The sequence below is a fragment of the Phaeobacter sp. CAU 1743 genome (genome assembly GCF_039839315.1).
GTDB classification, from domain to species: domain Bacteria; phylum Pseudomonadota; class Alphaproteobacteria; order Rhodobacterales; family Rhodobacteraceae; genus Phycobacter; species Phycobacter gallaeciensis_A.
Genome location: NZ_JBDOQR010000079.1, coordinates 1 through 17,865 on the forward strand (window position 1 = coordinate 1; position 17,865 = coordinate 17,865).

20 protein-coding genes, 2 tRNA genes and 2 pseudogenes are annotated in these 17,865 nt (G+C 60.9%); 6 read left to right on the forward strand and 18 right to left on the reverse strand.

What is annotated here, in order from left to right:
* Nucleotides 1-107: 107 nt before the first annotated feature.
* Nucleotides 108-941, reverse strand: coding sequence for a LysR family transcriptional regulator (locus AAFO90_RS21245; RefSeq protein WP_347510674.1), 834 nt, complete (start codon nucleotides 939-941; stop codon nucleotides 108-110).
* A gap of 854 nt (nucleotides 942-1,795) precedes the next feature.
* Here AAFO90_RS21245 and AAFO90_RS21250 point away from each other — a divergent pair.
* Together AAFO90_RS21250 and AAFO90_RS21255 are read left to right on the forward strand one after the other, a co-directional pair.
* A complete protein-coding gene (locus AAFO90_RS21250; protein WP_347510675.1) occupies nucleotides 1,796-2,254 on the forward strand; it encodes a cyclophilin-like fold protein in 459 nt (152 codons plus the stop codon).
* 212 nt (nucleotides 2,255-2,466) lie between these two features.
* Nucleotides 2,467-3,219, forward strand: a complete 753-nt coding sequence (locus AAFO90_RS21255; RefSeq protein WP_347510676.1) for an SDR family oxidoreductase — start codon at nucleotides 2,467-2,469, stop codon at nucleotides 3,217-3,219.
* A 161-nt stretch (nucleotides 3,220-3,380) separates the two neighbouring features.
* On the opposite strand, the pseudogene AAFO90_RS21260 reads toward AAFO90_RS21255, so the two are convergent.
* Nucleotides 3,381-3,634 (reverse strand): annotated as a pseudogene (locus tag AAFO90_RS21260) (transposase); the annotation flags it as partial.
* 60 nt (nucleotides 3,635-3,694) lie between these two features.
* On the opposite strand from AAFO90_RS21260, the pseudogene AAFO90_RS21265 reads away from it, so the two are divergent.
* Nucleotides 3,695-4,715, forward strand: a pseudogene (locus AAFO90_RS21265) (IS5 family transposase).
* A gap of 136 nt (nucleotides 4,716-4,851) precedes the next feature.
* Here AAFO90_RS21265 and AAFO90_RS21270 read toward each other — a convergent pair.
* From AAFO90_RS21270 to AAFO90_RS21335, 14 genes are all read right to left on the reverse strand, one after another.
* Nucleotides 4,852-4,926: transfer RNA gene (locus tag AAFO90_RS21270), tRNA-Phe, on the reverse strand.
* A gap of 81 nt (nucleotides 4,927-5,007) precedes the next feature.
* Nucleotides 5,008-5,211 carry a DNA gyrase inhibitor YacG gene (gene yacG, locus AAFO90_RS21275; protein WP_347510677.1) on the reverse strand — a complete coding sequence of 68 codons (204 nt, stop codon included), beginning with the start codon at nucleotides 5,209-5,211 and terminating at the stop codon, nucleotides 5,008-5,010.
* Entirely contained in the window at nucleotides 5,208-6,230 is a 1,023-nt protein-coding gene (locus tag AAFO90_RS21280; protein WP_347510678.1) for a ribonuclease E/G, read from the reverse strand. Before AAFO90_RS21280 ends, yacG begins: the two co-directional genes overlap by 4 nt.
* Nucleotides 6,227-6,808 (reverse strand): nucleoside triphosphate pyrophosphatase, encoded by a 582-nt coding sequence (locus AAFO90_RS21285; RefSeq protein ID WP_274827512.1) that lies wholly within the window; start codon nucleotides 6,806-6,808, stop codon nucleotides 6,227-6,229. The genes AAFO90_RS21280 and AAFO90_RS21285 overlap by 4 nt, the downstream gene beginning before the upstream one ends.
* Before the next feature lie 121 nt (nucleotides 6,809-6,929).
* Complete coding sequence (infA, locus tag AAFO90_RS21290; protein WP_005620785.1) at nucleotides 6,930-7,148, reverse strand: translation initiation factor IF-1; 219 nt, start codon at nucleotides 7,146-7,148, stop codon at nucleotides 6,930-6,932.
* A gap of 85 nt (nucleotides 7,149-7,233) precedes the next feature.
* Nucleotides 7,234-8,112 (reverse strand): carbon-nitrogen hydrolase family protein, encoded by an 879-nt coding sequence (locus AAFO90_RS21295; RefSeq protein ID WP_347510679.1) that lies wholly within the window; start codon nucleotides 8,110-8,112, stop codon nucleotides 7,234-7,236.
* Nucleotides 8,113-8,165: 53 nt separating this feature from the next.
* Nucleotides 8,166-8,747 (reverse strand): GNAT family N-acetyltransferase, encoded by a 582-nt coding sequence (locus AAFO90_RS21300; protein ID WP_347510680.1) that lies wholly within the window; start codon nucleotides 8,745-8,747, stop codon nucleotides 8,166-8,168.
* Entirely contained in the window at nucleotides 8,747-9,142 is a 396-nt protein-coding gene (locus AAFO90_RS21305) for a ketosteroid isomerase-related protein (protein ID WP_347510681.1), read from the reverse strand. The genes AAFO90_RS21300 and AAFO90_RS21305 overlap by 1 nt, the downstream gene beginning before the upstream one ends.
* The gene (locus AAFO90_RS21310) at nucleotides 9,139-9,597 is read right to left on the reverse strand and encodes a low molecular weight phosphatase family protein (protein WP_065272407.1); all 459 of its coding nucleotides are present in this window, start codon (nucleotides 9,595-9,597) and stop codon (nucleotides 9,139-9,141) included. The genes AAFO90_RS21305 and AAFO90_RS21310 overlap by 4 nt, the downstream gene beginning before the upstream one ends.
* Before the next feature lie 3 nt (nucleotides 9,598-9,600).
* Nucleotides 9,601-10,080 (reverse strand): UPF0262 family protein, encoded by a 480-nt coding sequence (locus AAFO90_RS21315; protein WP_065272408.1) that lies wholly within the window; start codon nucleotides 10,078-10,080, stop codon nucleotides 9,601-9,603.
* A 98-nt stretch (nucleotides 10,081-10,178) separates the two neighbouring features.
* Nucleotides 10,179-11,480, reverse strand: a complete 1,302-nt coding sequence (hisD, locus tag AAFO90_RS21320; protein ID WP_347510682.1) for a histidinol dehydrogenase — start codon at nucleotides 11,478-11,480, stop codon at nucleotides 10,179-10,181.
* Nucleotides 11,481-11,590: 110 nt separating this feature from the next.
* On the reverse strand, nucleotides 11,591-12,070 hold the full coding sequence (locus tag AAFO90_RS21325) for a DUF2948 family protein (protein WP_347510683.1): 480 nt from the start codon (nucleotides 12,068-12,070) through the stop codon (nucleotides 11,591-11,593).
* Entirely contained in the window at nucleotides 12,070-13,338 is a 1,269-nt protein-coding gene (murA, locus tag AAFO90_RS21330; RefSeq protein ID WP_347510684.1) for a UDP-N-acetylglucosamine 1-carboxyvinyltransferase, read from the reverse strand. The genes AAFO90_RS21325 and murA overlap by 1 nt, the downstream gene beginning before the upstream one ends.
* Nucleotides 13,339-13,343: 5 nt before the next feature.
* A complete protein-coding gene (locus AAFO90_RS21335; protein WP_165832670.1) occupies nucleotides 13,344-13,499 on the reverse strand; it encodes a hypothetical protein in 156 nt (51 codons plus the stop codon).
* Between the two features lie 85 nt (nucleotides 13,500-13,584).
* Between AAFO90_RS21335 and AAFO90_RS21340 the strand changes: the two genes are divergently transcribed.
* A tRNA-Thr gene (locus AAFO90_RS21340) sits at nucleotides 13,585-13,659 on the forward strand.
* Between the two features lie 267 nt (nucleotides 13,660-13,926).
* Here AAFO90_RS21340 and AAFO90_RS21345 read toward each other — a convergent pair.
* Nucleotides 13,927-14,688 (reverse strand): FCD domain-containing protein, encoded by a 762-nt coding sequence (locus tag AAFO90_RS21345; RefSeq protein WP_065272412.1) that lies wholly within the window; start codon nucleotides 14,686-14,688, stop codon nucleotides 13,927-13,929.
* Nucleotides 14,689-14,780: 92 nt separating this feature from the next.
* Between AAFO90_RS21345 and AAFO90_RS21350 the strand changes: the two genes are divergently transcribed.
* Nucleotides 14,781-16,004 (forward strand): M20 family metallo-hydrolase, encoded by a 1,224-nt coding sequence (locus AAFO90_RS21350; RefSeq protein ID WP_347510685.1) that lies wholly within the window; start codon nucleotides 14,781-14,783, stop codon nucleotides 16,002-16,004.
* 13 nt (nucleotides 16,005-16,017) lie between these two features.
* On the opposite strand, the gene AAFO90_RS21355 is transcribed toward AAFO90_RS21350, so the two are convergent.
* Complete coding sequence (locus AAFO90_RS21355) at nucleotides 16,018-16,911, reverse strand: LysR substrate-binding domain-containing protein (RefSeq protein ID WP_347510686.1); 894 nt, start codon at nucleotides 16,909-16,911, stop codon at nucleotides 16,018-16,020.
* A 103-nt stretch (nucleotides 16,912-17,014) separates the two neighbouring features.
* Here AAFO90_RS21355 and AAFO90_RS21360 point away from each other — a divergent pair, with 103 nt between their 5' ends.
* The gene (locus AAFO90_RS21360) at nucleotides 17,015-17,659 is read left to right on the forward strand and encodes a peroxiredoxin (RefSeq protein ID WP_347510687.1); all 645 of its coding nucleotides are present in this window, start codon (nucleotides 17,015-17,017) and stop codon (nucleotides 17,657-17,659) included.
* The last annotated feature ends 206 nt before the right edge of the window (nucleotides 17,660-17,865 follow it).

Genomic DNA, 17,865 nt, shown 5'->3' on the forward strand with positions numbered 1-17,865 from the left:
GCCTGCGATGTCGTAGTCTTCTTCATGGTGTTGCTTTCCTTTCGGTTTGATCACCCCGAGCCTACGGCTCAGGGAAAGCAACGCCACCCTTCAGGCAAACTTCAACATCAACCGGGACATCCCCAGGTCCTGAGCGCGCCCGAGGCAAGGTGGGCCGCCGCCATGCGTTCCGGAACCAGCGCCAGACCATGCCCATCAATCGCTACGCGCATTACCGGGTTGATAGTGTTGAAGCAGGTTTGTCCCTTTACCTTCACGTTGATTTCATTGCCTTCCTTGTCCTGGAACTCCCAAGCGTAGAGCGAACCATGCGTGGACAGTCGCAGGTTTACACAGCGGTGATCGCCTAGGTCCTGCGGTTTGTCCGGCACGCCAACTGTGTCAAAATACTCGGGTGCTCCGACACAGATCATCCGTTCATCGGGACCGATGCGCATGGCGATCATTCCATCGCTGACCTGATCCCCGTAGCGAACTCCGGCATCGCATTGTGATGCCGCTAGATCAGTATATCCGTAGTCCATCACTAACTCGACGTTGACTGCGGGATATTCCTTTAACACCGGCGACAGCTTTGGCCAGAGGATCGTTTCAATCGCATATTCCACCGCGACTATTCGCACTGTGCCGGTGGGTTGATCCCGAGAGTCGTTGAGCGCCTTGAGCCGGGCCTCGATCTTTTCAAAGGCGGGATTCAGGGTTGCGAGTAGGTCCTCGCCTTCCAGGGTTGGTGCCACCGAACGGGTTGTGCGGGTCAGCAGCCGCAGCCCGAGGCGCTTTTCCAAACTCTTGATGGTGTGGCTTAGGGCGGATTGTGAGACGTTGAGCCGGGCAGCTGCCTTGGTGAAACTCCGCTCCTCGGCAACGGCGGCCAAGGCAATGAGATCGTTGATGTTTTCGCGCAGCATGAAGGAGGCCTTGATCTGGGTGTCGATGATCATGTCCGGTCTCCCTCAAGATATATGGCCGGGGCACATAAAGTCCATTGATTGACCCGCCCCCTGCTGTCTCTGCATTTGTTGAACCGTGAGGCCAGCGATGCCGTGCGGCCTATTGGCGGTAATCTTCGTCCGTGACGTGGTCGCCCCACACGACAGCGGCGCCCTCAACACTGCCCTGAATGGCGTAATGTGCCACTGAGGTTTCATCCGTTGCGCCATGCCAATGTTCTAACATTCGGCGGACATCAGACCACATCGCCAGCTTGGATAATCTGTTTGGGCTGCCCGCGTTCTTGGGCCCATCCGGTGCCATGTGTCACTACCAGCATCTGACCAGCAGTATGGGAATGCCAAGCCGAGCGCGCGCCGGGGAGAACGATTACCTCACCTGCGCTGACATCGTTCGTGTGGAGCAGAAGAACCGGAGAGAAGTCGGCCGTGCCAGTCAAAAATTCCTTGCTTCCCAACGTGCCGGGGCGGTCTTCCGTGTGTGTAATCTCCACTGATTGCGCAAACTTGCCGATGTGCAAGGCGCGAGGGGTTAAGTCGGGTCATGTCAGGTCGTCTCCTTCATTTGAGAGGCGGCCAATTGGCCTTTGCGGCAAGAGCACCATTGCCTGTTTGCAAAAATTGGGGGCTGTGGAGACGTGACTAATGCCGGGCAGTTGGGACACATACATGACGTCGCTTCATGAATTGCATGTGCCATGACTACGGACGGTGCCAAACGATCAGTTCGGTTAAATGCGCTTATTTCTGAGCGTACGTCATGAGTGTTAGTTGCCGCAGCCTCTCAATCCGACGGGTCGTGCCTGCTATCTTGGTATCAGAAAACGACCCCTCAGGAGGCCACCATGCAAGTCTTCAAGGCTCTCGCCGGAGTCACTTTGGTGACATTCGGCGCCTTTGCGGCGCCCACGCAGCAGGCTGTCGCCTCGGAACAGACACTGGACGGAACCATGCAAATCAAAATCAGCACTCGCGAGGTCACCCTCGTCTACGACCTCAATTCCAGCCAAGCAGCGCAAGAACTCTATGCTCAATTGCCGATGATCATCGACGTGGAAAACTATGGCGGCATCGAAAAGATCTTTTACCCGCCAGAAAAGCTCGGCACAAAAAACACGCCCCTTGCGCGGAATGTGCGCGCCGGGACCCTCGCCTATTATGCGCCTTGGGGCGATGTTGTGATGTTCCATGGCCGTTTTGGAACCGCTGCCGACCTTTATGAGTTGGGTGACATCGTGTCAGGTAAAGAGGACATCTCCCGTTTGTCTGGAACGATCCAGGTCGAGAAATTAGACGGCGAATAACACAGGCCCTGCAGACGTGCCGGTTGGTTCTACGCATAGCAATCGGGATTAATGAATTTTCCTCATGACTGACTTCGTGAGAGCGCCGATTATCCTGATCAACCCAACCCTTAAATGAACTGCATCAGTGCGGGCCAATGCTGTTGAGCCTGCCGCTTCTCAAACCCTCGCGGTCCACAGCCATGCGACCGCGAACCAAAAGGAGACATCAAATGTCCGAAAATATTCAAGGTAAGGTCGTCATCATCACAGGCGCATCGTCTGGCATTGGCGAAGCGACAGCAAAACTGCTCGCCAGCAAGGGCGCGAAGGTTGTTCTGGGTGCCCGTCGGAGCGAGAAGCTCAATGCGATCGTGGAGGACATCGTAAAGGCGGGCGGCGAAGCGGTAGCGCAGGTCCTCGATGTCGTGAACCCGGCCGACAATGAGGCTATCGTGGCGCTCGCCAAGGAAAAGTTCGGCAAGGTCGATGTGATTTTCCTCAACGCAGGCTTGATGCCGGCTTCCAACGTCTCGGCGCTCAAGACAGATGAGTGGGACCAGATGGTCGACGTCAACATCAAGGGCGTTCTGAACGGTGTCGCGGCGGTGATGCCGACCTTCACCGAGCAGAAATCCGGCCACGTGATCGCCACATCCTCGGTCGCGGGTCTCAAGGCTTATCCGAGCAATGGCGTGTACTGTGGCACCAAGTGGTTTGTCCGGTCCTTCATGGAGGTGTTGCGGATGGAGGCTGCAATCGAAGGCACCAACATCCGAACCGCGACGATCTACCCGGCGGCGATCAACACGGAACTGCTGGATACGATCAGTGACGCAGCCACCGCCGAAGCTTACAAGGAAATGTACGACACCTATGGGATCTCCCCGGGCCGTATTGCAGACATCGTGGCATTTTCGCTTTCGTTGCCCGCGGATACCACAGTCAATGAGTTCACCGTTGGCCCGGCGAACCAGCCTTGGTAGGTTCGCAAGGCGGTTCGTTTTAAGTGAGCTACTCCCCGAAATTCGGACACTGACATAAGCTACGATATGCAGTCTGCTGATCTTCGACGAGAAGGAGACCAGAGATGTCTGAGCCACCCCCTGAATTTGATCAGCCCCACCCAATTGGTCCATTTTGAATGTTAGTGCATGATCGGCCTCGGTTCCATCAGGACGATGGATTCCGGGGCCGGTGAGCGGTAGCCTAGGGCACTATGTGGTCGTTTAGTATTGTATGTTTCCTCCATTGTACTATCAGGATTTGAGCCTCTCGTAAGCTGTAGAAGACTTCACCATTGAGCAGCTCATCCCTGAAGCGGGCGTTGAAGCTCTCGCAGTATCAGTTCTCCCAGGGCGACCCCGGCTCGATGTAGGCGGTTTTGGCGCCGACGGCGGCTTTTTTGCACAAGTTGGCTGAGGGATTCACTGTTTGAATCCAGCGTGATAGCTGGCTGTCATGAGCAGTTGGCGACCTACTAAGTACAAGACCAGGAACTGGCCTTCGTACAACACGGCGCTGAAGCAGCGCGGTTCGCTATCGATCTGGTTTGATGCCGAGATGAAATGGTCTGCCCCGGCGACCGGCAAGCGCGGCCGCCAGCGCGAGTTCAGCGATGCGGCAATTCAGGTTTGTCTTACGATGAAGGTGCTGTTCGGCATGCCGCTCCGGCAGACGACGGGGTTCGTTGAAAGCCTGTTGCGGCTGGCAGGCCTTGACTGGAAAGTGCCGGACTTCAGCACTCTGTGTCGCCGCCAGAAGACGCTGAGCGTCGCGATCCCCTATCGCGGAGGGACGGGTCCTTTGCACCTGCTGATCGACGCGACCGGGATCAAAGCGGAAGGTGAAGGAGAGTGGAACGCGCGCAAGCATGGCGGGAGCAAGAAACGCCTGTGGCGCAAGCTGCATCTCGGTATGGACGAGGAAACACTGGAGGTCCGCACAGTCGGCGTCACGACAAGCAATGTCGGCGATGCACCCATGCTGCCCGACTTGCTGGAACAAATCCCACCCGACCAGGAGATCGCCACCGTCACCGCTGATGGGGCCTATGACACGCGCAGATGCCACAATGTGATTGCCGCTCGGGGTGCCGCAGCCGTTCGTCAGGGAAACGGTCCCCCGGACCCTTTCCTGGGCTTCCTCACTCCCGCCGCGTAAGAACGCCCAACTTTGGAAACCAACCACGGCGGGCGCTATCGCGCGAAACGAAGCTGTGAGAGCCTCCAAATATCTCGGACGGGCACTCTGGCGAAAGTTGACCGGCTATCACCGACGAAGCCGCGCTGAGATTTGAGGAGCATCAGAAAATGATCTGGGGGATCATTTTCCCGACGAAAGGATGAACTGCGTCAAACTCCTTGGCCAAGGCCTCATGGCCCTAGACTTCGACCGGCAGGTTGCTGAACTCCAAGTCCGGACCGCGGTGCTCAATCGCTACACCGCTCTTGGCATACCCGTCACTGAGCTCGTAGGATAAGTGTGTCCAGGGAAAGGGGAACTCCGTTCACACCACGATTTGTGCAACAGAGCCGTCCCGGCGCAGTCCCGGGCGATCAACCAACGAGGTGCAATGACGGCTACATCGTCAACACATTGCTTTTCTTTGATAAAAGTGGTGCCCGGGGGCGGAATCGAACCACCGACACGAGGATTTTCAATCCACTGCTCTACCCCTGAGCTACCCGGGCACGGGAAGGCGTCTCGCCTTGGGTGTGGGCCTTCTATGCTGTGGGGCGGGCGGTGTCCAGAGGCTTTTTGAAAGAAATTTTTCAATGCCGGAACTGTGAGGGCTTTTCTCCGGAGGACCGCGATCTTTCGGTCTCTTCCAGCGCCTTTTCAATGTCTTCCGGGTCCCGACTGGGAACCGCATAGGCGCCGTTCAGCCATTGCGCCAGATCCAGGTCGGCGCAGCGACGGGAGCAGAAGGGGCGGTAGGCGCGGGCGGTTTCCTCGCCACAGATCGGGCAGCTCATCGCAGAATCTCCCGCAGGGTTGGGCGGCCGCGTTTGCGTTGCAGTTCGAAGTGGCCCAGGTTGGTCCAGCCGACCAGAACCGTTTCTTCGCTGTCGGCGCGCAGCGCGGCCCGCAGAGTGGTTTCAAAGGCGCGCCGGTCCTTTTTTGGCATCGGCGCCAGATCCAGCACGATCTGTCCGCCAAGTCCCCGAACACGCAGCGCCCGGGGCAAGTCTTTGGCGCAGGCCATGTTGGCCTTCAGGCCGGCCGCGAGAGAGGTATCGGTGCCGGTGTTGACATCGACGGCCACCAGTGCGCGCGTGGGTTCGATATAAAGGAACCCGCCGCCCGGCAGCGGTTCGCGGATACCCTTGGCCTGGTCAAGCGCGTCCAGCACACCGTGGGTTTCAAAGCCGCCCGGAGTGCGTTCGACCTCGGCCGGTTCGACCCAGTCGCGCCAGGCCCGGATATGGGGGCCGTCGCCTTCGGCGAGGGTTTCCACCTCGGTTCCATGATCGTTCAGGACCTGATCGGCCAGGGCTGCCATGGCGGCGATATCCTCGGCCACCTCATCGGCATCCGCGCCCGCGCAGGCAGAGCGCAGGATCAGGCCGTAATCTGTACCCTCCATGGCCAGATGGGCAACCTCCAGCAGGCGGTCACGCTCATCCTCGTCCCGGATCGAGCGGGAGATGTTCAGCCCCGGCGCCTCGGGGGTGACGATGGCGTAGCGGCTTTTGAACAGCAGTTTCTGGGTGACCGGGATCGCCTTGCCCGGCTCGGCATAGCCGGTGACCTGCACCAGAAGCTGCTGGCCCGGGGCCATGCCCTTGACCTGCCGCAGGAAGGCGGCGCCATCGGGAGTGTTGAGGAACATGCCGCCCTGGCCCTTGACCGGCCGGTCGGCGCGAGCGCGGTAGACGGTGCCGGGCACGGGGGCATCGCCATCGATCAGGAAATCCTCAAGCTTGCCATCGACCATCAGCGCGGCGGCCTCGTGGCCTTCGATGTGGTCCAGAACGATCGTGCGGCCCTTCATGCGGCGGCCTCCTTGTATAGTGGCCAGCCCGCGGCCTGCAGAAGATGGGCGGTTTCGCAAAGCGGTAGGCCGACGATCCCGGTAAAGGAGCCGTTGATCCAGGGGATGAGCGCCCCCGCTGGTCCCTGAATGGCATAGCCACCGGCCTTGCCCTGCCAGTCGTCACTGGCGAGATAGGCGTTCAGTTCCTCATCGCTGAGGCGCTTCATCTTGACCTGGCTGACCACGTCCTTTTGCCAGACCCTCTCGCCGCGGCGCACCGCGACCGACGTGATGACCCGGTGGCGGCGGCCAGACAGGGCCAGCAGGAATTCGGCGGCCTCTCCGGCATCGGCAGGTTTGCCCATGATTCGCCGCCCCATCGCGACGGTGGTATCGGCACAGAGCACAACATCATCGGCCCCTGCTGGCACGGCCTGCACCTTTTCACGTGTCACGCGGGCGCAGTAATCGCGCGGCAGCTCACCCTTGTGAGGGGTCTCGTCGATATCCGGCGGGCGGACCGCGTCCGGGGTGACGCCAAGCTGTGCCAGCAGTTCCAGCCGCCGCGGGCTGCCAGATCCCAGAATGAATGCCATGAGGGGCCCTTTTATCTATACCGTGCCAATGCTGCCGTGGGCCCTTGTTTTAGGAGTAAACCCCCAAAAACAAAAGCCCGGCATCTGGGCCGGGCTTTGGTCATCAAGTCGGATCGGTCGCTTATTTGAAGCGGTAGTTGATCCGGCCCTTGGTCAGGTCATAGGGGGTCATTTCCACCTGAACCCGGTCGCCAGCCAGAACACGGATGCGGTTCTTGCGCATCTTGCCTGCCGTATGTGCGATGATCTCATGGCCGTTTTCCAGCTCGACCCGAAACGTCGCATTGGGCAGGAGTTCCTTCACGACACCGGGAAATTCGAGCGTATCTTCCTTGGCCATGTTCTCTCCATCATTGCGTTACCCCGTCAATCTGCGGGGATGAGCGCTTAAATGAGCCTATTTTCCCAATTTTTCAAGGGCGCAATCACGGCATGAGGCGAATTGTGCAGGTTTTTGTCCTGCTGTTCTGTTCGTCCCAGTGGCTGCGGTTGCGGACGACCCCATTGCGACGGACCTCGGCGACCTGTGCGATGTCCACTTCGGCCAGGGTCCAGCCGGGCTGGTCCAGGGTGCCTTCGGCAAAGACGCCGGTCGCAGGGAAGCCGGTATCCGGCGGACCAAAGATGCCACCCATGCCGCATCCCACGTCAACCGATTCGGACCAGTCTGCCTGCCCCACGATTGAGGCCATGGCGGTGATGCACTGGTTTTCCAGCGCCCGCGACATGGCGCCGATACGCACTCGCCAATATCCCGCCAGCGCCTCGGTACAGGAGGGGACAAGGATGATATCTGCCTCTTCCAGCGCCCGGCCCAGCAGGGGGAATTCGCTGTCATAGCAGATCAGCACGCCGATCTTGCCAAGCGCGGTGTCAAAAATCTTGAGCGGTCCGCCCCCGGTGACATTCCAGGGATCGCGCTCGAACATGGTCATGATCTGCTTGTCCTGATGCTCCCGCTCTCCGGTCGGCGCGTAGAATTCGGCGCGGTTAACCGGGCGCTCGAAACCGGCATTCACCGGGGCCGAGGCGCCGAGGATATGAACACCGTGTTCGGCGGCCAGTTTCAGGTGCAGCGCGGCGGCATCCTCCATCCGATCCGATACGGCATGCAGGGACCGCTCCAGATCAAGGGCGGCGTCAGCGCCATCCAGCGTCGCCAGCTCCATCGCGCCATATTCGGGAAAGACCAGCAGGTCGGCGCCCTGTTTGGCGGCATCGCCGACCCATTTTGCCAGCTTGTCCTCGTATTGAGCCCAGCTGTCGAGCCAATCGAGCGGGTAGGCGGCGGTGGCGATTTTCATGGGCGAGATCCCTTTTGTCTGGCGGGTACCCCGCCGGTCGTTTCAAAGTGAGCCTACAGCTCCCGGTTCCAGAATTGCAGCGCCTTTTTGCTTTCGGCGCGGTCGCCAATGTCTGTCCAGGTGAACTCTGCAAGCACACCCGGCATCGGGCGGTAGCCGCGTTTGCGCCAGAACAGATCATTGCTGCGGTAGTCTGCGGGGCGCAGCGGGTGATCCTCTGGGCGGATCACGCTACAAAAGGCCGAAAGCCTGAAACCCAGGGCGCGCGCGTGCGCTTCGCGGTGGTCAAAGAAGGCATGGCCGATCCCCTGTCCTCTGAACTCTGGCAGCAGCACGGATTCGGCGCAGTAGAACACATCCTCGACCGGCAATTCGCCCTTTGAGATCTGCGCCGCATCGCCATGGCTGCTCAGCGGCATGCCCGTGGCCGCGCCGATCACACGTCCTTCGGATATGGCTGCCACCAGCACCGCATCGGGCGTGTCGCGGTAGCTACGCAGATAATGCTGCTCATAGGCTTCGTCCCCATCATAGAGATAGGGAAAGGCGCGGAACACTTCGATGCGCAGCCGTGCCAGATCCGGCAGGGCAGCCTCCAATGCCTCGCCCGAAAGGGCTTTGACCTTAACCGCCATCAGGCCGAGACCTGCGCCATCCAGTCAGAGAGGTTGTAATAGGTGGTGACGCGGGAGATCTTGCCGTCCTTCAGATCAAAGAAGGAGCCTGCAGGCAGACGGTAGCTCTGGCCGCGCGCCTCGGGCAGGCCCGCGTCGGTTTCCAAATAGGTGCCGTTGACGATGTATTCGGCGGCGGCGCGGCTGCCGTCCGGGGTGGAAAACACCACCGTGTCGGTCAGCTCCTCACGGTAGCAGCGGCTCATGTGGTCGCAGAACTCGGCGAATTTTTCCTTGCCAACGCGGATGTTGCCCTCGTTGACGTGATGGGCCACGTCGTCAGACAGGCAATCGATCATGCTTTGGGTGTCGCCTGCGTTGAAGGCCGCGAAATAGCGCGTGATGGTGTCGCTCATAACAGCTCCGTCGGTTCGCCCCAGCGGGCTTTGAGGTGTTGAATGATCTGGTCGCGGGTCTGCCGGTAGCTGTCCAGCTTGGCCTCGCGGGTTTCGCCAAGGCCGGTCGGATCCATGATCGGCCAGTATTCGACTTCGAGGTGAAAATAGCGGGTCAGCTCCAGCGCGCGGCGTTGGCTGGCAGGCGACAGGGCCACTACCAGATCAAAGGACGACAGATCATCGCCCCATTGCTCCATCTCGTCGAAAGAGCGCGACCGGTGGCGCGACAGTTCCACCCCAATTTCCTGGCAGACAGCGATGCAGAAGCCGTCTATTTCCATGTCGTTCTTGACGCCGACCGACTGCACGTAGGTCCCGGCGCCATAGAACTTCTTCATGATCCCCTCGGCCATGGGGGATCGGACCGCATTGTGGTCACAGCAGAACAGGATGGACTGCGGTAACTGCTCCACCCGTCAGCCTCCGAAATGCAGGACGCAGATCAGGGTGAACAGGCGACGGGCGGTGTCGGTATCCACCTCGGCCTTGCCCTCCAGACGTTCCTGAAGCACGCGGCTGCCTTCGTTGTGAATGCCGCGCCGGGCCATGTCGATGGTCTCGATCTGGCTGGGGGGCAGGGTCTTTACGGCGGTGAAATAGCTTTCGCAGATCTGGTAGTAATCCTTCACCACCTGACGGAAGGGCGACAGCGACAGGTGAAATTCCGCCGCCTTCTGCCCGTCTTCGGTGGTGATATCAAAGACCAGCCGTTTATCCCGGATCGCCAGCCCCAGATGATAGGGGCCGGGGGGGACAGCGCGCCCATCACGGGCAGGCAGGGTAAAGGAGTTCTCTTCGATCAGGTCAAACAGCGCCACCTTGCGCTCCTGCTCGATCTCGGGGGTCGGGGGCGGCAGGTTGCTGTCGTCCAGCTCGATATGACTGATGCGGCTCATGGCGTGCGATCTCTTAACCGGGAATCGCATCCTGACTAGCCGATGGCGCGCGGCGCGGCAATCTTTTGAGGGCTGCCTTGCGCCGCGTCCGGCCGTGATCAGTCGTTCAGCGCGTTCAGACGCTGGGTGACGGACAGGCCGTGCGCCTCCAGGCTTTCGCTTTGCGCCAAGGTTTCTGCCGCAGGGCCAATGGCACGCAGCGCTTCGGGCGTCATCCGGGCCAGGGTGGTGCGTTTGAGGAAATCCATCACCGACAGGCCCGAAGAAAACCGCGCCGAGCGCGCTGTCGGCAGCACGTGATTGGGGCCGCCCACGTAATCGCCGATGGCCTCGGGCGTGTATTGGCCCAGGAAGATCGCCCCGGCGTGGATGGTCTTCTGGCTCAGCTCTTCGGGATCGCCGGTGCAGAGTTCCAGGTGCTCGGGCGCGATACGGTTCGACAGGTTTGCGGCCTCATCGAGATCGCGCACGGTGATTACCGCGCCGAAATCGCGCCAGCTGGCCCCGGCGATGGCGCGGCGCTCCAGTGTTTCAAGGCGCTTGTCCACGGCCTCGGCCACCGCGCGGCCAAATGCGGCATCGTCAGTGATCAGGATCGACTGGGCGCTTTCGTCGTGTTCCGCCTGGCTCATCAGGTCCAGCGCGATCCAGTCGGGGTTGTTGTCCTTGTCGGCGATCACCAGGATTTCCGACGGCCCGGCGATCATGTCGATGCCCACCTTGCCGAAGACGCGGCGCTTGGCGGCGGCGACAAAGGCGTTGCCGGGGCCAGTGATTTTATCCACCGGCGCGATGGTTTCTGTGCCATAGGCAAGCGCCGCAATCGCCTGAGCGCCGCCGATGCGATAGATCTCATCCACCCCGGCCAGCCGCGCCGCCAGCAGCACCAGCGGGTTCAGCACCCCGTCGGGCGTGGGTACGGTGATTGCGAGGCGCTCGACCCCGGCGACCTTGGCCGGAATGGCATTCATCAGCACCGAAGAGGGGTAAGAGGCCAGCCCGCCCGGTACATAGAGGCCTGCAGCAGAAACCGCCGACCAGCGCCAGCCAAGGATGGCTCCCGCCGGATCGGTCCATTGGGCATCTTCGGGCATCTGCCGTTCGTGATAGGCGCGGATGCGATCCGCTGCGAGTTCCAGCGCCGCCCGTTCCGCAGCAGGGACGCCTGCGATCGCGGCGGTCACTTCGGCCTCGGAAATTGCCAGCTTGTCGGCGCTCAGCTCCAGCCGGTCGAACTTCGCTGTCAGGTCGATCAGGGCCGCATCGCCGCGGCTGCGTACATCGGCAATGATCTCCGCGACAGTGGCGTCCACGTCCGGGCTGTCTTCACGCTTGGCGCTCAGAAGCGCGGCAAAGGAAGCCTCGAAATCGGCATCAGAGGTATCAAGGAATACAGGCATCTGGTCACTCCGGCTGGTGCGACCGGGACATATAGAGCGAACCGCGCCGGGACAAGCCTTTGCCGCCGGGTGCAGCAGTTTGCCCTGCCGCAGCCCGCCGGGCAGCGGCGTCAGTCGTCGCCGTGATCGGGCGCCTTGCCGGAAGGCGCAGTATAGGGCCGGGTCACATCGCGCAGCGAAACATCGATGGCTTCTACAGAGAGGCGGATGGCGCCATCGCCGGCCAGGGTCAGCACCAGGTGGCCGGCACCATCTTCGCCGGGTTCAAAGGACAGCGACAACAGCGACAGCACAAGATCCTTGTCGCTGCGATCGACCCCTTGCGAGGCGACGCCCAGCACATTGTCGACCACCAGCAGCGATTGCACCCGCTCGTAAGCGCGGGTGCGCTTTTCGGCTGCGGCGCGATCCTCCCAGCGGAACCGGTTGACCAGCAGCGCAAAGCGGTGCCGGGAGGCCTGCCAGCGCATTTCAGTGACCGGGAACACCGAATCCTGCACCAGCGCAGAAATGACCTTCAGGTCCTCTTCTTCCTGCGCGCCAAGGTTTAGCGGCGCCTCGCGGCCCTCCTCAAAGGTTGCGTCTGCCATCAGGTCCCCTTGATCCGTTCAATTTTGGCGCCAACGCCGGACAGCTTGCTCACCACGTGCTCATAGCCGCGGTCCAGATGGTAGACCCGGTTGACCAGGGTTTCACCCTCGGCCGCAAGTCCCGCCAGAATCAACGAGACCGAAGCGCGCAGATCGGTGGCCATCACCGGGGCACCTTTCAGCCGGTCAACCCCGGTTACGGTGGCGGTGCCGCCCTGCACGTCGATGCGGGCGCCCATGCGGGTCAGCTCCGGCGCGTGCATGAAACGATTCTCGAAAATCTTCTCTTCCAGAACGCTGACCCCATCGGCGGTGCACATCAGCGCCATCATCTGCGCCTGCAGATCGGTCGGAAAACCGGGGAAGGGTTCTGTGGTCACATTGACCGCCTTCACCCTGTCGCCGCGGCGGCGCACTTTCAGGCCCGCGTCTGTTTCCTCGATGGCGACGCCTGCCTCGTCCAGCTTTTCGGCAAAAGCGCCGACCAGATCCATGCGGCCGCCCAGCAGTTCGACTTCGCCGTCACAGATAACCGGTGCCAGCATATAGGTGCCAAGCTCGATCCGGTCGGTTACCACCTGGTGGGTGGCGCCGTGCAGCCGGTCAACGCCCTGCACTTCGATTCGCGAGGTGCCATCACCTTCGATCTGGGCGCCCATCTTGCGCAGGCAATCGGCGAGATCGGAAATTTCCGGCTCCCGCGCGGCGTTGTTGATGACGGTGGTGCCCTTGGCCAGGGTCGCCGCCATCAGGATATTTTCAGTGGCCCCTACCGAGGCAAAGGCAAGATCGATCACCGCGCCTTTTAGTCCGCCGGGCGCCTTGGCATGAAGATAGCCGTCGCGCAGGTCGATCTCGGCGCCAAGCGCCTCCAGCCCGTGAATATGGAGATCCATTGGGCGCGCACCGATGGCGCAGCCCCCCGGCAGCGACACCACCGCCTGACCCAGTCGGGCCAGCATTGGCCCCAGCACCAGATTCGACGCCCGCATTTTGCGCACGATGTCATAATCGGCCACGTGATTGTCGAGGTTGTGGCTCGACATGGCCTGCACCTGACCGTCCTGAAGCGCGGAAACCTCGGCGCCAAGGGATTGCAGCAGCTGGGTCATCGTCTTGATGTCGCTCAGCCGCGGTGCATTGGTCAGGGTCAGCGGTTCTTCGCTGAGCAGCGTTGCCGGCATCAGGGTAAGGCAGGCATTCTTTGCCCCCGCGATGGGGATCTGCCCCTGAAGGGGGCCATTGCCCGTTACCAGAATCGAATCCATCCGCTCTACCTTTCCGAACCGCCTGTTTGCTCGTCCTGTTTCCCGGCACGTGCCTTGGCCTGCGCCTTGCGGCGGGCCATGTTGGCCTTCAGGGCGGCCTTGAGGCGATCCTCGCGGGTGGTGGACTGAGCACTGGTTTTTGGTGATTTTTTATCTGCCATAAACCTTGTGTAACTTAGTGTGAAAAAACCGTCCAGAATGGTCTTGCGCCGCTCTGCGTTTATCCCTAAAAGCCCCCTCACCGGCGCTGCTGTAGCTCAGAGGTAGAGCACTCCCTTGGTAAGGGAGAGGTCGAGAGTTCAATTCTCTCCAGCAGCACCAGTAAACTTTCCCGACGATATATCCCGTAAATAGCCCGCCATATCGGTCTTATGGTTTTGTCATGTGGGCTGGCCCAATTTGCGCGGGTTTCGTGACTATCCGCTATGCAGACTGCGATTCGAATTGCGGTAATCCGGTCGATTCCCTGCAGGCTGTTTCGTGCCTATGCGCCTGATTCCTGCATGCCTGCCAAAATGGTGCCGCCATTGGCTGGCCATCACAAAACATCCGGGGGCAGAGATTGGCTCCCGCCCCGGAAGCGCCGCCTCACTCCCCGATAAAGCGGCGCATCAGATGGGCCTCCTGGCCGCGCATCAGGTCCTCGGCCACCTGCATGTGCGAGGCCATGATCTCGCGCGCCCGGTCTGCATCGCAGCTGCGCAGCGCCTCGACCAGTTGGAGCTGGTGTTTGCGTCCCTTGCGCCACAGCTCCACATTCGGCGGATCGTAAAGGCCGCGATACACGGTCAGATCGGTCAGGATCTGCGCCATGAAACCGATGACAAAACCCAAAAGCCTGTTGTTGGCGAAATCGGACAGCCGCGCATGGAAGATGAGAGAGGCGATATGCTGCTCTTTCTCTTCTTCCGAAGATTTGGCCGGCTCGGGATAGCGTTCGGCAAGCTCCTGCAGCTCTGCCAGCTGTGCCTCGCTCAGCTTTCCGGCCAGGCTGGCGGCAAGTTCCGGCTCCAGCGCCCGGCGCATCTGATAGATGTCCGCCACCGACAGGTCCTGAAAGTAGAAGTAATTCGCCAAGAGAGACCGGGCGCGTTCGGCAGAAACCTCGCCAACCATGCTGCCGCCACCGGGGCCGGTCTTGGTCACGATCAGGCCCTGCGCCTCAAGGATTCGCAGCGCCTCGCGCACGGTGCCCTTGGAGACGCCGAATTCCTCGATCATGGCGCTTTCGTTGGGCAGCTTGTCGCCCTTTTTCAGGTCACGCTCGACCACCCACTGCTTGATCTCTTCCGCGACCCGGACGGGGCGGGATTTCTTGGGTTTTGTGGGGGGCGTGTTGCTGCCGTCCATTCGGAACCTCTGTTTTTATCATTATAAAAATATAGACTTCATAGGGCGCCATGTGTAGTGCCTAATTTATCATTATAAATATGGAGACCGGGATGGACTGGGGTCAGATCGCGCAGAACCGTTTGGCAGAGATTGCGCAGTGCAGCGTCGATTCCGAAGGCGTTACGCGGTTTCCGTTCACCACCGAACATGGTGAGGCGGCCAAGATTATCCGCGCCTGGATGGAAGCTGCGGGGATGGCGGTGCGCTGGGATGCCGCAGGAACCCTGATCGGGCGCCAGGAAGGGCCCGCCGGGGCGCCGACCTTTCTGATCGGCTCGCATCAGGATTCGGTACGCAACGGTGGCCGTTACGATGGCATCATGGGTGTCGCTCTGGGATGCCTGGCGGTTGAAAAGCTGACAGCGGAGGGCACTGATCTGCCCTTCGCGGTTGAGGTTCTGGCCTTTGCGGATGAGGAAGGCGTGCGGTTTCCGACGGCGCTGATGGGGCCACGGGCTCTGGCGGGTACCTTTGATCCATCTGTTCTGGAGATGACCGACCGCAGCGGTGTATCGCTGCGGCAGGCGCTGGCGGATTTTGGTGGCGATCCGGACGGGGTGGCGGCGCTGCGGCGCGATCCGGCGGCAACCTTGGGGTATCTGGAGCTTCACATCGAACAGGGGCCGGTGCTGGAAGACGCGGATGTGGCGCTGGGCATTGTCACCGGCATCTGCGGGATCGAGCGCAACACGGTGATCTTTACCGGTGACACTGGCCATGCGGGCACGGTGCCCATGGCGGGGCGCCGGGATGCCTTGGTCGCGGCCTCGGAGTTTATTACCGAGGTTTTTGATGCCGCCAATAAAATTGCGGACCTGCGCGCCACGGTGGGATCCCTTTCGCTGCTTCCGAATGTTGTGAATGCAATCCCTCGCCAGGTGGAGCTGACGCTGGAAATCCGGGCTCTGCAGGATGAAGCCCGTGAAGAGTTTGCCGCATTCGCGCAGGCGCTGGGACAGAAGATTGCCCAGAAACGCAATGCGGGCTTTGCGATGCACCGCACCTATGACCAGCCCGCAGTACCATGTGACGCGGGTCTGGTGACGGCGCTTGAAACATCAGTGCGACAGGGCTGCCCGACCGCGCCGCGGCTGCCATCGGGGGCGACGCATGATGCTTCGGCCATGGCAGATCTTTGTCCGATCTCGATGCTGTTTCTCCGCTGCAAGGATGGCGTCAGCCACAAACCGGAGGAATTTGCATCAGACGCCGACATGGCGGCCGCGATTGAGGCGGTTTCGACCTTTCTGACCTCCTTGCCTACTGGCGCGTGATCAGCGGGGGAACCTATTCCGGGCGGGGGTGATCCCCTCTCAGCACCTCGCCCAGACGCCGGAACACCTCGGCGCGGGCGGACCCTGACCGCCAGGCGAGAACGATCTGCCGGGGACAGGCATCGGGCAGATCGGTGAGCTGCACCTGACCCTTGGCGACCACACCGGCCTCCACCGCGAGGTTGGGCAGCAGCGTGATGCCCAGCCCCTCGGACACCATCGCGATCAGCGTCGGCAGGCTGGTTGCGGCAAAATCATCTTGCTGGTTCGAAATTTTCCCGGGATAGGCCTCCAGCGCGTGGCGTTGCAGGCAATGGCCCTTTTCCAGCAGCATCAGATGGCCGGTACTCAGCAGGGTTTCAGATCCCTTGCCCGGTGACGCCGGTGTGCCCGGTGGCGTGGCAAGCTGATAGCCATCCTCGAACAGTGGCTCGATGCTCAGCGATCCGGTTTCAAAGGGCAGGGCGATCAGGATCAGGTCCAGCCGTCCGCTGTGCAGCCCGTCGATCAGGCTTTCGGTCAGCTCTTCGCGCAGGAACAGCCGCAGTTTTGGAAAGGTCTTGCGGATGTCTGGCAGGGTCTGCGGGATCAGGTAGGGGCCGATGGTGGGAATGACGCCAAGGCGCAGGTCGCCTTCAAACGGGTTGCTGTGCGCCTGCGCCAGCACACGGATGTCCTCGGCATCTACCAGCAGCCTGCGGGCGCGGGCGACGATCTGTGATCCGACCTCGGTCAGCATCACGTTGCGCCGGGTGCGTTCGAACAGGGTCACACCCAGTTGCGCCTCAAGCTCCTGTATCCCCGCGCTCAGCGTGGGTTGGGTCACGAAACAGATCTCGGCCGCGCGGGAAAAGTTCAGCTTGTCCGCGAGTGCGATCAGAAAGCGAAGCTGGCGCAGGGTGAACATTTATAGATCCTCTCTATAACTGATGAATAAATATTCAATTTTACAAATATATGGCAAGGCCCCATCTTCAGATCATCGAAACGACCTGCTCAGGAGATGACAGATGACCGACCAGATTGCACCCACAGGCCCTCGCCTCAATGAAACTGCCCCGGCGTTTGATGCGCTGACCACCCATGGTCAGAAAACGCTGGAGGATTATCGTGGGAAATGGCTGATCCTGTTTTCGCACCCGGCTGACTTTACCCCGGTCTGCACCACCGAATTCATTGCCTTTGCCAAGAAGCAGGATGAGTTCGCCGCGTTGAACGCCGAACTGCTGGGCCTTTCGATCGACAGCCACTACAGCCACATCGCCTGGATGCTGAACATCAAGGAAAAGTTCGGCGTCGAGATCGGGTTTCCGATCATTGCCGACCTCAACATGGCAGTGGCGCAGGCCTATGGCACGATCCAGCCGGGGGCCTCGGACACCGCTGCGGTACGTGCCACCTTCCTGATCGACCCCGAGGGCGTGCTGCGTGCGATGGTCTATTACCCGATGACCGCGGGCCGGTCCGTGGACGAAATCCACCGCCTGTTGGTGGCGCTGCAAACCGCGGATGAGAATAAATGCGCCATGCCCGAGAACTGGACTCCCGGCGATCCGGTGATCGTGCCGACGCCCGCGACGCCCGATGCTGCCATGGCTCGTATCGAAGAGGGCTATGACACGGTAGATTGGTACTTCTCGACCCGTAGCCTTTGATCGGCTTCGAACGTGAAATCCGGCCTGGCGGCCAGAACATGCCGCCGGGCTGCCCCTTCCGCGCCGAAAATCCCAAGACTTAGGGAAAGTCTGAAAAACCTCGTGCTCTGAGCGGGTTGCGGTAGACTGAGCGGGACCTTGAAGGATGCCCGCCGATGCCCAAACAGCCCGCCTTTCCTGCGCTACGCCAGTCAATGAAGAAGAAA

Bases quoted from the DNA above. Each gene is read 5' to 3' on its own strand.
- AAFO90_RS21250 (WP_347510675.1), top strand. From the start codon at position 1,796: ATGCAAGTCTTCAAGGCTCTCGCCGGAGTCACTTTGGTGACATTCGGC.
- AAFO90_RS21295 (WP_347510679.1), bottom strand. From the start codon at position 8,112: ATGAAAATCGCCACCGCCGCCTACCCGCTCGATTGGCTCGACAGCTGG.
- AAFO90_RS21345 (WP_065272412.1), bottom strand. From the start codon at position 14,688: ATGGACGGCAGCAACACGCCCCCCACAAAACCCAAGAAATCCCGCCCC.
- AAFO90_RS21305 (WP_347510681.1), bottom strand. From the start codon at position 9,142: ATGAGCGACACCATCACGCGCTATTTCGCGGCCTTCAACGCAGGCGAC.
- AAFO90_RS21325 (WP_347510683.1), bottom strand. From the start codon at position 12,070: ATGGCAGACGCAACCTTTGAGGAGGGCCGCGAGGCGCCGCTAAACCTT.
- murA (WP_347510684.1), bottom strand. From the start codon at position 13,338: ATGGATTCGATTCTGGTAACGGGCAATGGCCCCCTTCAGGGGCAGATC.
- AAFO90_RS21280 (WP_347510678.1), bottom strand. From the start codon at position 6,230: ATGAAGGGCCGCACGATCGTTCTGGACCACATCGAAGGCCACGAGGCC.
- AAFO90_RS21335 (WP_165832670.1), bottom strand. From the start codon at position 13,499: ATGGCAGATAAAAAATCACCAAAAACCAGTGCTCAGTCCACCACCCGC.
- AAFO90_RS21360 (WP_347510687.1), top strand. From the start codon at position 17,015: ATGACCGACCAGATTGCACCCACAGGCCCTCGCCTCAATGAAACTGCC.
- AAFO90_RS21255 (WP_347510676.1), top strand. From the start codon at position 2,467: ATGTCCGAAAATATTCAAGGTAAGGTCGTCATCATCACAGGCGCATCG.
- hisD (WP_347510682.1), bottom strand. From the start codon at position 11,480: ATGCCTGTATTCCTTGATACCTCTGATGCCGATTTCGAGGCTTCCTTT.
- AAFO90_RS21245 (WP_347510674.1), bottom strand. From the start codon at position 941: ATGATCATCGACACCCAGATCAAGGCCTCCTTCATGCTGCGCGAAAAC.
- AAFO90_RS21350 (WP_347510685.1), top strand. From the start codon at position 14,781: ATGGACTGGGGTCAGATCGCGCAGAACCGTTTGGCAGAGATTGCGCAG.
- AAFO90_RS21315 (WP_065272408.1), bottom strand. From the start codon at position 10,080: ATGAGCCGCATCAGTCATATCGAGCTGGACGACAGCAACCTGCCGCCC.
- AAFO90_RS21285 (WP_274827512.1), bottom strand. From the start codon at position 6,808: ATGGCATTCATTCTGGGATCTGGCAGCCCGCGGCGGCTGGAACTGCTG.
- infA (WP_005620785.1), bottom strand. From the start codon at position 7,148: ATGGCCAAGGAAGATACGCTCGAATTTCCCGGTGTCGTGAAGGAACTC.
- AAFO90_RS21300 (WP_347510680.1), bottom strand. From the start codon at position 8,747: ATGGCGGTTAAGGTCAAAGCCCTTTCGGGCGAGGCATTGGAGGCTGCC.
- AAFO90_RS21355 (WP_347510686.1), bottom strand. From the start codon at position 16,911: ATGTTCACCCTGCGCCAGCTTCGCTTTCTGATCGCACTCGCGGACAAG.
- yacG (WP_347510677.1), bottom strand. From the start codon at position 5,211: ATGAGCTGCCCGATCTGTGGCGAGGAAACCGCCCGCGCCTACCGCCCC.